Here is a 12,523-nt window from a genome sequence, read left to right on the forward strand (position 1 = left end):
TCAGGCGCTGCCCAGTTTGAATCCGACGCCGCGCACCGTGATGATCCATCCGCTGTCGCCGAGTTTGCTGCGCAGACTGCTTACGTGGGTATCGACGGTTCGGCGCGACCAGGAATCTCCCCATACCTGCTGCAGTAAACGTTTGCGGGGAATCACGGTGTCGGGATTCGAGGCGAGCAGGTGCAGAAGATCGAATTCTTTCCTGGTGAGTCCGACCTCGCGTCCGTCCAGGCTCACTTCCCGGGAGCTGGCATCGATCTTGAGGGGCCCGTGCTGGATTTCCCGTACCCGCTGCGGCTGTTGATGGACGCGCCGCATCACGGCGTCGATCCGGGCGAGGAGTTCGCGGAATCCATAGGGTTTGACGAGGAAATCGTCCGCCCCGGCCTGGAGCCCGAGGACCCGGTCCAGCTCGGTCCCGCGGGCGGTCACGATGATCACCGGCAGGCAGCTGACGGAGCGGATCGCCCCGCATACCTCCAGTCCGTCCAGGTCCGGCAGCTCCAGATCGAGCAGGACGAGATCGATGTCCTCCAGGGACTGCAAGGCGGTGCCGCCCTGCTGGACGCGCGTAGTCTCATGCCCGTGGCGGCGCAGTCGGCAGACCAGCGCCTCGGCGTAGTCGCTGTCGTTGTCCACCACGAGGATCCGCTGGCCGGTGGGCAGTCCCGCGACCTTGCGGGTGGTGGGGCCGAAGCCCTCGTCCTCCGCGAACCGGGGCGAGGGCATGGCACGCTGAAAGGGAATACCAGATTCCAGTACGGCCTCGGTCGAGCTTTGTGCCATGTCTGTCCCCCGTGAGTCATGAGCCCCGTTCGGTGAACTGATGGGAATCCGAAGCGAAACGGAGCGCTTACCTGCAAGACGAGCGGCATCGGAATGCAGAAACACGAGCGTCGTCAGGCACTCTGCGACGCCTCCCGCGTGGCGTCGCACGGCCCAGAACACGGGGATTCACCCCGCAGGGCGGACGTTACCTGATTCCGTGAGACTTGCGGAGGGGAAACGGACAGAAGTTGTCAGGCGGAGAGAATGGCTACATCGAGACCGGCGAGACGGGTGGGGTCCGCGATGATGTTCATTGCGGTGATGCGTCCCTCGGAAACGGTGAAGTCCATGACCACGGAGAGTTGCCTGGGTGCCGCCGTGGCCAGGCCGAGACGCCCGTCGACCAGCGCCGTCCGCGCCAGATGCGCACGTCCCGAGTAGAGACCGGCCTGCGCCGCCACGGGCTGGGCGCCGACGATCTCCATGGGGGCGCCGGCGGGGGTGGCGGCCGCGTCCACCCGCAGCACGACATCCGGGTCGAGCAGGGCGAGCAGCGCCTCGAACTCCCCGCCGCGCGCCGCCGCGAGGAAGGCGTCGACCACCGCGCGCTGGCGCGGCAGGTCGGAGTCGGGCGAGGTGTCCACGGCCTGCACCCGGCGGCGGGCGCGGCTGGCGAGCTGACGTGCGGCGACGGGGGTGCGGCCGACGATCGGCGCGATCTCCCCGAAGGGCACGGAGAACATGTCGTGCAGGACGAAGGCGATCCGCTCCGCCGGGTCGAGGGTGTCCAGGACGACGAGCAGGGCGAGCCCGACGGAGTCCACCAGCTGCGCCTCGTGCGCCGGGTCGGTCGGCGCGGCGGCCTGGTCGCGCGGGCCGTGCTCGGGCAGGTGGTCGCCGAGCGGGTCCTCCCGGCGCGAGGAGCGCGAGCGCAGCATGTCCAGGCAGATGCGGCCGGCCACGGTGGTCAGCCAGCCGCCGAGGTTGCCGATCTCCCCGGCCTCGCTCCGGCTCAGCCGCAGCCAGGTCTCCTGGACCGCGTCGTCCGCCTCCGCCACGGAACCGAGCATCCGGTAGGCCACCGCGCGCAGATGGGGCCGCTGGGACTCGAACTTCTCCGCCAGCGCCGGCCATTCGCCCTTGTCCACCGGTCACATCCTCCGCTCGGCTCCCGTCATAGCGTTGACGGCTGTCACTCAGCGTATGTGAAGGGACCCCGCCGCAGCAGGTTCCGCGCGCAAGCCGCCCGGCGGGGCCTCCGGGCTGCCCGCGGCCGGGCGGGCGAGCCGGTGCGCGCGGCCGGTCCTGACCTCGGTAAAGTCAACGAGGCATATCCACCGGGCAGTTGGCGAGTGCTCGCGCCGCAGATCACGGTGCCGGGCGGTGTGCGCCCCCGCTTCCCGGGCCCGCTGTCCGCGCGCGCGGCCCCGCGGCGGGCGCCGGTCGCCCGGGCCCGCCCCGCCGGAACCGGCCGCAGGTTGGCCGGAATCCGCCCCTGCCCAATTACCCCTCCTGACACGGCTGTTGACACCGCTGAGCGGGGTCCCCTCTAATGCCGCTACCGGAACTGGATTCCGCTTCCGCATCGCTGTCAGGAGGTGCACCTTGTCTCTGGCCGAACAGTTGACCTATCCGGCAGTCGATCTCGACGAGATCGAGTCGTCGGCCATCTGGATCGAATCGCACCCGATCACCCGCGTACGGATCGACTCCCTCGTCTTCGAGGGCTCCCCGCGTCTCGGCGGCGAGGACCACGACCACGTACGCGTGCTCGCCGAAGCGGGGGACTCCCTGCCCGCGATCACCGTGCACCGCCCCACCCTGCGCGTCATCGACGGCACCCACCGGGTCCGCGCGGCCCTGCTCAACGGCCGTACCGAGATCGCGGCCCGGATGCTCGACTGCGACGAGGCCGCGGCCTTCGTCCTGTCCGTCAAGGCCAACGTCACCCATGGACTGCCGCTCAGCCGCCAGGAGCGGGCCGCCGCCGCGGCGCGGATCATCATGACCCATCCGCAGTGGTCGGACCGGGCGGTCGCCGCCGCCACCGGGATCTCCGACAAGACGGTCTCCCGGATCCGCTCCCAGTCGGGCGCCGACTCCGCGCAGTCCGCCACCCGCCTGGGCCGCGACGGGCGGCTGCGCCCGCTCGACAGCGGGCAGCGCCGCCGCCGCGCCGCCGCGATGTTCCTGGACCGCCCCGACGCGGGACTGCGCGAGGTGGCCAGGGCCACCGGCCTCTCCCCGGCGACGGTACGGGACGTGCGCCAGCGCATCGACCGGGGCGAGGACCCGGTGCCCGGCCGCTACCGCACGGCGGAGAGTCCCGGCGGCGCCACCGCGGCCCGGCAGCGTCCCGCCGCCGGACGCCTGGACCGCAGGACCGTGGTGGTGGACCGGCAGCGGCTGCTCGCCAAGCTCAGCGAGGACCCCTCGCTGCGCCTCAACGAGGCGGGACGGCGCGCCCTGCGCTGGCTGCACCACTACTCCGTGGACGGAAACGGCATCGAGACCCTCGGCCAGGGGCTGCCCTGCCACTGGGCCCCCGACGTCGCCGACCTGGCCCGCAGCTGCGCCGCCGCCTGGGCCGAACTCGCCGAGCAGCTCCAGCAGCGCGCCGAGTAGGCAGGCTGCCGCAACTCCCTTCTCCACGGCTCGACTTCGCAGCGGGAGAGGGCAGGGACACCGCCGCCCGCGGCACCGTCCCGCAGCACCTCGGACCTCGGTCGACCGGTCCGCGCACCGCCCCACCTCGTACGACCCGGTCCCGTACCGGCCGGCTCCACCCCGCACCACCGGACTCCCGGGCGAGCCGCCCCGCGACTCCCGCACCTGAGCACCTCCCGGACCGCGCACCGCGCCTCCCGCGCCACCGCCCCGCCGGTCCCGTTCCGCGCACCGCCGCTCGTGCACCGCCGCTCCGCGCACCGACTGCGTCAACTGCCCTCCCCGGCAGCGCACTTGGCACCACCGGCTCCCCGCACCCCGCAGGCGCGCCACACCCGCACCGCGCACCGCCCCGCACCGCGTACCGCCGCACCGCGCACCTCCCGTACCGCGTACCACGTACCGCCGCACCGCGCACCGCCCCGCACCCACCCGCACCGCCAGAGCCCCACACGCTCAGCACCGCCCTATCCGCTACCGGGCCCCACCCCGGAGCCGTCCCAGCCGCTCCACGCTCCAACGCCTCTGCCCACCCGGGTGGTTGAGCCTCTTTCGGCCACCCGTCGGCGGTGCCGAGGGGCGGTGGGCGCGGGGCGGGAACCGACGTCATCCAGGAGGCATCCCGTGTCCCAGCACCCCGAGAAGGCCGGTCCGCCCGGTGCCCCTGCGAGCGGTCCCGGTACCGGTGTGTGGTTCATCGGGGCCAGGGGCTCCGTCGCCACCACCGCGGTGACCGGCGCGGCGGCGCTCGCCGCCGGGCTCCAGCCGCCGACCGGACTGGTCACCGAGGCACCGGAGTTCGCGGGCAGCGGGCTGCCCGCGCTGTCCTCGCTCGTCTTCGGCGGGCACGACACCGCCGACTGGCCGCTGCCCAAGCGCGCCGAGGCGCTGGCCGAGGGCGGGGTGCTGCCGCGCGGGCTCGCCGCCGCGGTGCAGCGCGAACTCGCCGCCGCCGACGAGGAGATCCGCCCCGGCGGACCGCTGCCCGGCGACCGGCGCGGCGACGAGGAGCTGATCGCCGACTTCGCCGCCGACATCGCGGACTTCACCCGCCGCACCGGGGTGGCCCGCACGGTCGTGGTCAACCTGGCCTCCACCGAGCCCCTGCCCGAACCCAACAGCGCCCGGCTGCCCGCCAGTTCGCTGTACGCGGCGGCCGCCCTGCGCGCCGGTGCGGCCTACGTCAACTTCACCCCCTCGGCGGGGCTGCACCACCCCGCGCTCGCCGAGGCCGCGGCCAGCGCCCGGGTCCCCTACGCGGGCCGCGACGGGAAGACCGGCCAGACCCTGCTGCGCTCGGTGCTCGCGCCGATGTTCCGGCAGCGCGCCCTGGACGTGCGGGCCTGGTCCGGGACCAATCTGCTGGGCGGCGGCGACGGCGCCGCCCTCGCCGACCCGGCCGCCGCCGAGGCGAAGAACGCGGGCAAGAACCGGGTCCTGGAGGACACCCTCGGAGCACTGCCCGAGGGCGAGGTGCACATCGACGAGGTACCGGCGCTCGGCGAGTGGAAGACCGCCTGGGACCATGTCGCCTTCGAGGGCTTCCTCGGCTCCCGGATGATCCTGCAGACCATCTGGCAGGGCTGCGACTCGGCGCTCGCCGCCCCCCTGGTCCTGGACCTGGCCCGGCTCGCCGCCCGCGCCCAGGAGGCCGGGCTCACCGGGCAACTCCCCGCGCTCGGCTTCTACTTCAAGGACCCCGACGGCGGCTCCTCGGCCCTGGCCGAGCAGTACGCCGCGCTCCTCGCCTTCGCCGCGCGGCTCGGGGCCCGTCCTGCGGAGGCCTCGTGAGCACCCCCCGCGACTGGGCCGAACTCCTGCGCGTCTCCGCCCTGCTGTCCGTGCCCGGCGACGCCCTCGCGGGCGCCGCGGCCAGCCGCCGGCGCCCCAACTCCCGTACCGCGCTTGCCCTGTGCTCCTCGCTCTGCCTCTACGAGGCGGGCATGGCGCTCAACGACTGGGCGGACCGGGCGGAGGACGCCGAGGAGCGCCCGCACCGCCCGCTGCCCTCGGGCCGCATCGCCCCCGGCGCCGCGCTCGCCGCGGCGGCCGGGCTGACCGCCGCCGGGCTCGGCCTCGCCGCCCGCGCCGGACGCCCCGCCGCGCTGTGCGCCACCGCCCTCGCGGGCGCCGTCTGGGCCTACGACCTGCGCCTGAAGCACACCGCGGCCGGTCCCGCCGCGATGGCCGCCGCGCGCGGGCTCGACCTGGTGCTCGGCGCCCTCGCCACCGCGGGCCCGCGCTCCGGCGAGGCGGCCGGGAGCGTGCTCGGCCGGGCGCTGCCGCCCGCCGCGGTGCTCGGCGCCCACACCTGGGCGGTGACCGCGGTCTCCCGCGCCGAGACCCAGGGCGGCTCGGCCGGACGGCCGCTCGCCGCCCTCGGCACGACGGCCGCGCTCGGCACCCTCCTCGCCCCCGCCGGGGCCCGGCCGCTGCGCCTGGAGCGGGCCCGCAGGCTCCCCGAGACCCCGCGGGAGCTGGCCCAGGCCGCGCTGGCCGGGGCCTACGCCGCCACCGCCGGGCGGCCCTATCTGCACGCCGCGCTGAACCCCTCGCCGCCGCTGACCCAGCGGGCCGTCGGCGGCGGGATCCGCGCGATGATCCCGCTGCAGGCGGCGCTCGCCGCCCGCTCCGGGGCCCTCGCCACCGCGGCCTCGCTCGGCGCGCTGGTCCCGCTCGCCCGCAGCCTCGCGAGGAAGGTCAGCCCGACATGAGCATCCGACTCGGCTACGGCACCAATGGACTCACCGACCTGCGCCTGCGCGAGGCACTCACCCTGCTCGCCGAACTCGGCTACCAGGGCGTCGGCCTGACGCTCGATCACATGCATCTGGACCCGCTGGCGCGCGGGCTGAGCGGCCGGGCCAAGGCGCTCGCCCGCACCCTCGGCGCGCTCGGCCTGGACGTCACCGTGGAGACCGGCGCCCGCTATGTCCTCGACCCGCGCCGCAAGCACGGGCCGAGCCTGCTCGACCCGGACCCGGAGGCGCGGGTGGCCCGCGAGGCGCTCCTGGTCACCGCGGTCGAGGTCGCGGCGGAACTCGGCGCCCACGCCGTGCACTGCTTCAGCGGCGTCCGGCCCGAGGGCACCGACGAGGGCACGGCCTGGCAGCGGCTCGCCGACTCCCTCGGCCCGGTGCTCGACGCGGCGCAGCGCGACGGGATCCCGCTCGCCCTGGAACCCGAACCCGGCCACCTGGTCGAGTCGCTGGCCGACTTCCACCGGCTGCGCGCGCTCCTCGGCGATCCCGAACTCCTGGGCCTCACCCTGGACATCGGGCACTGCCAGTGCCTGGAGCCCGCCTCGCCTGCGGAGTGCGTGACCGCCGCGGCGCCCTGGCTGCGGCATGTGCAGATCGAGGACATGCGGCGCGGGGTGCACGAGCATCTGCCCTTCGGCGAGGGCGAGATCGACTTCCCGCCCGTGCTCGCGGCCCTGGAGGCCAGCGGCTACCGGGGCCTGACCGTGGTCGAACTGCCGCGCCACTCGCACGCCGGGCCCGAACTCGCCCGCCGGTCCATGGAGTTCCTGCGCCCCCTGGTCGCCGCCGCGGCCCGCGAGGACCGCGCCGCCGGGGCGCCGTCGCCGGTCCGCGCCCGTCCCGTACCACTGCTGACCGGGCCGCCCCTGCGGCAGGAAGCACCGTCCCGTACCTGAGGAAGCACCATGCCGATCACTCCGATCACCCCTGAGGAACCGCGCCCCGCCCCGGAGCCCGCGGACGGCACCGAGGCCGAACTGCGCCGAGAGGCCGCCGAGTTGCGCGCGCGGCTGAGCGCCGAGGGCGCCGACTGGCTGGACGGGGCGCTCGCCGAGGCCGCCCGGGCGGCGGCCGAGCCCGCACCCGCGGAGTCCCGCGCGGTGCCCGGCTGGGAGCTGCGCTTCGCGGCGGCGGGCCGCGCCTGCGGGACCGAGGCCGCCGAATCCGCCCGGGTGCTGCTGCTGCGCGCCGCCCGCCCCGGCCCCGCCGCCCTCACCCGCCTCTACCGGCACGGCACCGGCGAGGAGCGCCGCGCCGTGCTGCGCGCCCTGCCGCGGCTGCCGCTCGCGCCGGGGGAGGGGCTGCCGCTGGTCGAGGACGCGCTGCGCACCAACGACACCCGCCTGGTCGCGGCGGCCGTCGGGCCCTACGCCGCCGCCCACCTGGACGACCACGCCTGGCGGCACGCCGTCCTCAAGTGCCTGTTCACCCAGGTCCCGGTGCGGGCCCTGGCCCGGCTGCCCGAGCGGGCCCGCGGCGACGCCGAACTCGCCCGCATGCTGCGGGACTTCGCCGCCGAACGCACCGCCGCCGGACGCGCCGTCCCGGCCGACCTCGACCACGTACTCGCCCTGACCGCCAAGGACGCCTGATGCGCATCTTCGACCCGCACATCCATATGACCTCGCGCACCACCGACGACTACGAGGCGATGTACGCGGCCGGGGTGCGCGCCCTGGTCGAGCCCGCCTTCTGGCTCGGCCAGCCCCGCACCTCCCCGGAGAGCTTCTTCGACTACTTCGACGCGCTGCTCGGCTGGGAGCCCTTCCGGGCCGCGCAGTACGGGATCGCGCACCACTGCACCCTCGCGCTCAACCCGAAGGAGGCGAACGACCCGCGCTGCCTGCCCGTCCTCGACGCCCTCCCGCGCTACCTGGTCAAGGACCATGTGGTCGCGGTCGGCGAGATCGGTTACGACGCGATGACCCCGGCCGAGGACACCGCGCTCGCCGCGCAGCTCGAACTCGCCGCCGAGCACGGCCTGCCCGCCCTGGTGCACACCCCGCACCGCGACAAGCTCACCGGGCTGCGCCGCACCCTCGACGTGGTCGCCGAGTCGAAGCTGCCCACCGAGCGGGTCCTGATCGACCACCTCAACGAGACCACCGTCAAGGAGGCCCGGGAGAGCGGCAGTTGGCTCGGCTTCTCCGTCTACCCGGACACCAAGATGGACGAGCACCGCATGGTCGCCCTGCTGAAGGAGTACGGACCCGAACGCGTCCTGGTCAACTCCGCCGCGGACTGGGGCAAGAGCGACCCGCTGAAGACCCGCAAGGTCGGCGAGGCCATGCTCGCCGCGGGCTTCGGCGAGGACGAGGTGCACCGGGTGCTGTGGGAGAACCCGGTCGCCTTCTACGGGCTCAGCGGCCGCCTCGACCTGGAGGTCCCCGGCACCGAGGCCCTGCACGAGGGCAACTCCCTGCTGCGCGGGGGCGAATGAGCCGTGCGCTTCCGCCACCCGGACGGCTCCCTCGTCCACCTCGCCTACTGCACCAATGTCCACCCCGCCGAGGACCTGGACGGGGTCCTCGCCCAACTGGGCGCCTACTGCGAGCCGGTGCGCAGACGCCTCGGCACCGAACGCCTCGGCATCGGCCTGTGGCTGGCCCGGGACGCTGCCCGCGCCCTGACCACCGAGGCCTCCGCCCTGCGCCGCCTGCGCACCGAACTCGACCGGCGCGGCCTCGAAGTGGTCACCCTCAACGGCTTCCCCTACCGCGGCTTCGGCGCCGAGAAGGTCAAGTACCGCGTCTACCAGCCCGATTGGCGGGACGCCGAGCGACTGGAGTACACCGCCGAGCTGGCCGGGCTGCTCGCCGAGCTGCTGCCGCCGGATGTCACCGAGGGCACCCTCTCCACCCTGCCGCTCGCCTGGCGCAGCGACTTCGACGCGGCCGGCGCCGCCGCGGCCGAGCGGCAGCTCACCGAACTGGCCCGCCGCCTGGACGACTTGGAGGAGCGCACCGGCCGCTCCATCCGGGTCGCCCTGGAACCGGAGCCGGGCTGCGCGGTGGAGCGGACCGCCGACGCCCTCGCCCCGCTCGCCGCGCTGCCCGCCCACCGCTTCGGGCTCTGCCTGGACACCTGCCACCTGGCCACCTGCTTCGAGGAACCGGCCACCGCCCTCGCCGCCCTGGAGCGCGCGGGCGCCACCGTCCCGAAGGTGCAGCTCTCCGCCGCCCTGCACGCCGAGGACCCGGCCGACCCGGCGGTACGGGCCGCGCTCGCCGCCTTCGACGAGCCCCGCTTCCTGCACCAGACCCGCGCCCTGGCCGAGGGGGTGCTGCACGGCACCGACGACCTGGGCCCGGCGCTCGCGGGCGGGACGCTGCCCGAGACCGTGCCCTGGCGCGCCCACTTCCACGTACCGCTGCACGCGCCGCCCGCACCGCCGCTCACCTCCACGATGGACGTCCTGCGCGGCTCCCTCGATGTGCTGCTCGGTCAAGACGCCCCGCGCAGCCGCCACTTCGAGGTGGAGACCTACACCTGGCAGGCCCTGCCGCCCGAGGCGCGACCGGCCGACGCGGCGCAGCTCGCCGACGGCATCGCCGCCGAACTCGCCCTCGCCCGCGGCCTCTTCCGCGACCTCGGCCTCAAGGAGCTGCCGTGACCGCCACCCCGACCCCGCTGCTCGTGCTCGACGTGGTGGGCCTGACGCCCGCCCTCCTGGAGCAGATGCCGCGCCTGAAGTCCCTTGCCCGCAAGGGCTCTTCGGCCGGACTCGGCACCGTGCTGCCCGCGGTGACCTGCGCCGCCCAGTCCACCTTCCTCACCGGAGCGCCGCCCGCCGAGCACGGGATCGTCGGCAACGGCTGGTACTTCCGCGAGCTGGGCGAGGTGCTGCTCTGGCGCCAGCACAACGGGCTCGTCGCGGGCGACAAGCTCTGGGACGCGGCCCGCCGCGCCCACCCCGGCTACACCGTCGCCAATGTCTGCTGGTGGTACGCGATGGGCGCGGACACCGACTGGACCGTCACCCCGCGGCCGGTGTACTACGCCGACGGCCGCAAGGAGCCGGACTGCTACACCCGCCCCGTCGAGCTGCACGACGAACTCACCGACGCCCTCGGCACCTTCCCCCTCTTCCACTTCTGGGGACCCGGCGCCGACCTGGTCTCCAGCCGGTGGATCATCGACGCCACCCGGCACCTCAACCGCACCCGCCACCCGGACCTGACCCTCTGCTACCTCCCGCACCTCGACTACGACCTCCAGCGCTTCGGCCCCCGCGACCCGCGCTCGCTGCGCGCCGCCGCCGAACTCGACGCGGCGCTCGGCCCCTTGCTGGACGAGGCCGAGGCGGAGGGCCGCACCGTGGTCGTCCTGTCCGAGTACGGCATCACCGAGGTGTCCCGCCCCGTCGACATCAACCGCGCCCTGCGCCGCGCCGGGCTCCTGGAGGTGCACACCCAGGACGGCATGGAGTACCTGGACCCGATGGCCTCCCGTGCCTTCGCGGTCGCCGACCACCAGCTCGCCCATGTCTACGTACGGCGCCCGGAGGACCTGGCCCGGGTGCGGGAGGTGCTCGAAGGGCTCGACGGGGTCGCCGAACTCCTCGGCGACGAGGGCAAGAAGGCGCACGGCCTCGACCACCCGCGGGCCGGGGAACTGGTCGCGCTCGCGGCGCCGGAGGCCTGGTTCACGTACTACTACTGGCTGGACGACGAGCGGGCGCCGGACTTCGCGCAGCTGGTGGAGATCCACCGCAAGCCCGGCTACGACCCCGCCGAACTCTTCCTGGACCCGCTCGACCCCTATGTGAAGCTCCGGGCGGCCGGTGCGCTGGCCCGCAAGAAGCTCGGGATGCGCTACCGGATGGCGGTGGTCCCGCTCGACCCGGCGCCGGTGCGCGGCAGCCACGGCAGGCTCCCGGCCCGCCCCGAGGACGGGCCGGTGCTGCTCTGCTCGCGCCCCGGCGCCCTGCCGGGGGAGGTCGCCGCCACCGAGGTCAAGTCGCTGCTGCTCGGGCTCGCGGGTCTCGCCGAGGTGCCCGCCACGGGGTGAGGGCTCAGACCGCGGCGGCGCCCGGCCACTCGGGGGCGAGCAGCGACCAGACCTCCTTGTCGTGCCGGAAGCCGCGGTTCGGGAAGTACTCCCGCAGGGTGCCGTCGAGCTGCATGCCCACCCGCTGGGCGACCGCGCGGCTGCGCGCGTTGCGGGTGCTGCTGAACCACTCGACGCGGTGCATGCCCCGCTCGGTGAAGGCGTAGTCGATCAGGTGCCGCACGGCCGCGGTGATCAAGCCGTGGCCCTCGCCCGCCGGTTCGGTCCACACCCCGATCTCGCAGTTGCCGAGCCGGGTGTCGAAGTGCACGAACATCACCCCGCCGACCAGGGTGCCCGCCCGCCAGATCCCGTACAGGCGGCCGGTGTCGGCGGCCTGCTTGTCCGCGTAGTCCTGGAGGGTGGCCCGGGCCGAGTCCAGGTCGGTGGAGCGGGAGGCCCAGGGGATCCAGGGGTCGGTGTGCGGGCGGGCCCGGTCCATGTGGGCGAGGAACTCCTCGGCCTGCCAGGGTTCGAGCGGGCGCAGCGCGGCGTCCTCGGCGAGCGGTACGGCGTACATGGCGGTCCTCAGCGGTCGGCGGGGGCGGACGGCCCGCTCCCCGGTACATAACAAACGTTGGGTATGTACCCTACTCGTATGCCGCCCGCACGTGGAGACCATGAAGCCCGCCGGAGAGAGGTCTCCGAGGCGGTGTGGCAGGTGCTCGCCGCGCGGGGCTTCGGGGGGCTGACCCTGCGGGCCGTGGCCGCGCAGATGGGGGCCACCACCGGGCTGCTCACGCACTACTTCCCCGGCAAGCGGGCGCTGCTCGCGCACGCCCTGGACGTACTGGACCGCCGCTCGGCCGAGCGCCCGCGCCCCGCCGCCGAGGAGGCGGGGGAGGCCGCCGGTCTGGTGATGCTGCGGGCGATGCTGCTCGACATCCTGCCGCTGGACGCCGCGAGCGCGGCCAGCAACCGGATCTGGGTCGGCTCCTGGGACGCGGCGCTCACCGACCCGGAGCTGGCCGAGGAGCACGCCGCCCGCTACCGCCGCGCCCGCGCGCGGATGACCGGGTACGTCGCGGACGCCCAGCGGCTCGGCGAACTGCCGGCCGGCCCCGCGGCCGAGGAGATCGCGGCGGCGGCGCAGAGCTTCGTCCTCGGTCTTGTCGTACAGGCGCTCTTCGCGCCCGGGGAGTTCCCGCCCGAGCGCCAAGTCGCTCTGCTCGACGCCCACTTGGCGAAGGCCGCCGCCGGGGCGGACCGGGCGCCGGGGACGCCGCCGGTCCCGGCAGGGGAGTCCTGACCGGGACCGGACGGGCGCGGGGCGCCGG

12 protein-coding genes are annotated in these 12,523 nt (G+C 74.9%); 9 read left to right on the forward strand and 3 right to left on the reverse strand.

Going from position 1 to position 12,523, the window contains the following annotated elements:
• Complete coding sequence (locus MID12_RS22625; RefSeq protein ID WP_078845182.1) at positions 1-786, reverse strand: response regulator transcription factor; 786 nt, start codon at positions 784-786, stop codon at positions 1-3.
• Between the two features lie 233 nt (positions 787-1,019).
• Entirely contained in the window at positions 1,020-1,916 is an 897-nt protein-coding gene (locus MID12_RS22630; RefSeq protein ID WP_040253470.1) for a sigma-70 family RNA polymerase sigma factor, read from the reverse strand.
• 457 nt (positions 1,917-2,373) lie between these two features.
• Here MID12_RS22630 and MID12_RS22635 point away from each other — a divergent pair, with 457 nt between their 5' ends.
• The 8 genes from MID12_RS22635 to MID12_RS22670 all read left to right on the forward strand — a co-directional run bounded on the left by MID12_RS22635 (position 2,374) and on the right by MID12_RS22670 (position 11,207).
• The gene (locus tag MID12_RS22635; protein WP_159393028.1) at positions 2,374-3,393 is read left to right on the forward strand and encodes a ParB/RepB/Spo0J family partition protein; all 1,020 of its coding nucleotides are present in this window, start codon (positions 2,374-2,376) and stop codon (positions 3,391-3,393) included.
• 666 nt (positions 3,394-4,059) lie between these two features.
• The gene (locus MID12_RS22640) at positions 4,060-5,226 is read left to right on the forward strand and encodes an inositol-3-phosphate synthase (RefSeq protein ID WP_052482559.1); all 1,167 of its coding nucleotides are present in this window, start codon (positions 4,060-4,062) and stop codon (positions 5,224-5,226) included.
• Complete coding sequence (locus MID12_RS22645) at positions 5,223-6,149, forward strand: SCO3242 family prenyltransferase (protein ID WP_263170347.1); 927 nt, start codon at positions 5,223-5,225, stop codon at positions 6,147-6,149. The genes MID12_RS22640 and MID12_RS22645 overlap by 4 nt, the downstream gene beginning before the upstream one ends.
• The gene (locus MID12_RS22650) at positions 6,146-7,093 is read left to right on the forward strand and encodes a sugar phosphate isomerase/epimerase family protein (protein ID WP_078845184.1); all 948 of its coding nucleotides are present in this window, start codon (positions 6,146-6,148) and stop codon (positions 7,091-7,093) included. Before MID12_RS22645 ends, MID12_RS22650 begins: the two co-directional genes overlap by 4 nt.
• 9 nt (positions 7,094-7,102) lie before the next feature.
• Positions 7,103-7,789: an EboA domain-containing protein gene (locus MID12_RS22655; protein WP_263170351.1), complete on the forward strand. Its 687-nt coding sequence runs from the start codon at positions 7,103-7,105 to the stop codon at positions 7,787-7,789.
• Positions 7,789-8,637, forward strand: coding sequence for a TatD family hydrolase (locus MID12_RS22660; RefSeq protein ID WP_040253475.1), 849 nt, complete (start codon positions 7,789-7,791; stop codon positions 8,635-8,637). Before MID12_RS22655 ends, MID12_RS22660 begins: the two co-directional genes overlap by 1 nt.
• Before the next feature lie 3 nt (positions 8,638-8,640).
• On the forward strand, positions 8,641-9,810 hold the full coding sequence (gene eboE, locus MID12_RS22665; protein WP_263170355.1) for a metabolite traffic protein EboE: 1,170 nt from the start codon (positions 8,641-8,643) through the stop codon (positions 9,808-9,810).
• On the forward strand, positions 9,807-11,207 hold the full coding sequence (locus tag MID12_RS22670; protein WP_040253479.1) for a nucleotide pyrophosphatase/phosphodiesterase family protein: 1,401 nt from the start codon (positions 9,807-9,809) through the stop codon (positions 11,205-11,207). Before eboE ends, MID12_RS22670 begins: the two co-directional genes overlap by 4 nt.
• A gap of 4 nt (positions 11,208-11,211) precedes the next feature.
• Here MID12_RS22670 and MID12_RS22675 read toward each other — a convergent pair whose 3' ends face one another.
• On the reverse strand, positions 11,212-11,766 hold the full coding sequence (locus MID12_RS22675; protein WP_263170358.1) for a GNAT family N-acetyltransferase: 555 nt from the start codon (positions 11,764-11,766) through the stop codon (positions 11,212-11,214).
• A 78-nt stretch (positions 11,767-11,844) separates the two neighbouring features.
• Here MID12_RS22675 and MID12_RS22680 point away from each other — a divergent pair, with 78 nt between their 5' ends.
• Positions 11,845-12,495 carry a TetR/AcrR family transcriptional regulator gene (locus MID12_RS22680; RefSeq protein WP_163011131.1) on the forward strand — a complete coding sequence of 217 codons (651 nt, stop codon included), beginning with the start codon at positions 11,845-11,847 and terminating at the stop codon, positions 12,493-12,495.
• Positions 12,496-12,523: the final 28 nt, after the last annotated feature.

This window comes from Streptomyces sp. SCSIO ZS0520, from assembly GCF_025643355.1.
In the GTDB taxonomy this organism is placed as follows: domain Bacteria; phylum Actinomycetota; class Actinomycetes; order Streptomycetales; family Streptomycetaceae; genus Streptomyces; species Streptomyces physcomitrii.

What these genes read in the sequence shown, in the direction of transcription:
- MID12_RS22625 (WP_078845182.1), bottom strand. Translation starts at nt 786, where the DNA reads ATGGCACAAAGCTCGACCGAGGCCGTACTGGAATCTGGTATTCCCTTT.
- MID12_RS22650 (WP_078845184.1), top strand. Translation starts at nt 6,146, where the DNA reads ATGAGCATCCGACTCGGCTACGGCACCAATGGACTCACCGACCTGCGC.
- MID12_RS22655 (WP_263170351.1), top strand. Translation starts at nt 7,103, where the DNA reads ATGCCGATCACTCCGATCACCCCTGAGGAACCGCGCCCCGCCCCGGAG.
- MID12_RS22660 (WP_040253475.1), top strand. Translation starts at nt 7,789, where the DNA reads ATGCGCATCTTCGACCCGCACATCCATATGACCTCGCGCACCACCGAC.
- MID12_RS22675 (WP_263170358.1), bottom strand. Translation starts at nt 11,766, where the DNA reads ATGTACGCCGTACCGCTCGCCGAGGACGCCGCGCTGCGCCCGCTCGAA.
- MID12_RS22680 (WP_163011131.1), top strand. Translation starts at nt 11,845, where the DNA reads ATGCCGCCCGCACGTGGAGACCATGAAGCCCGCCGGAGAGAGGTCTCC.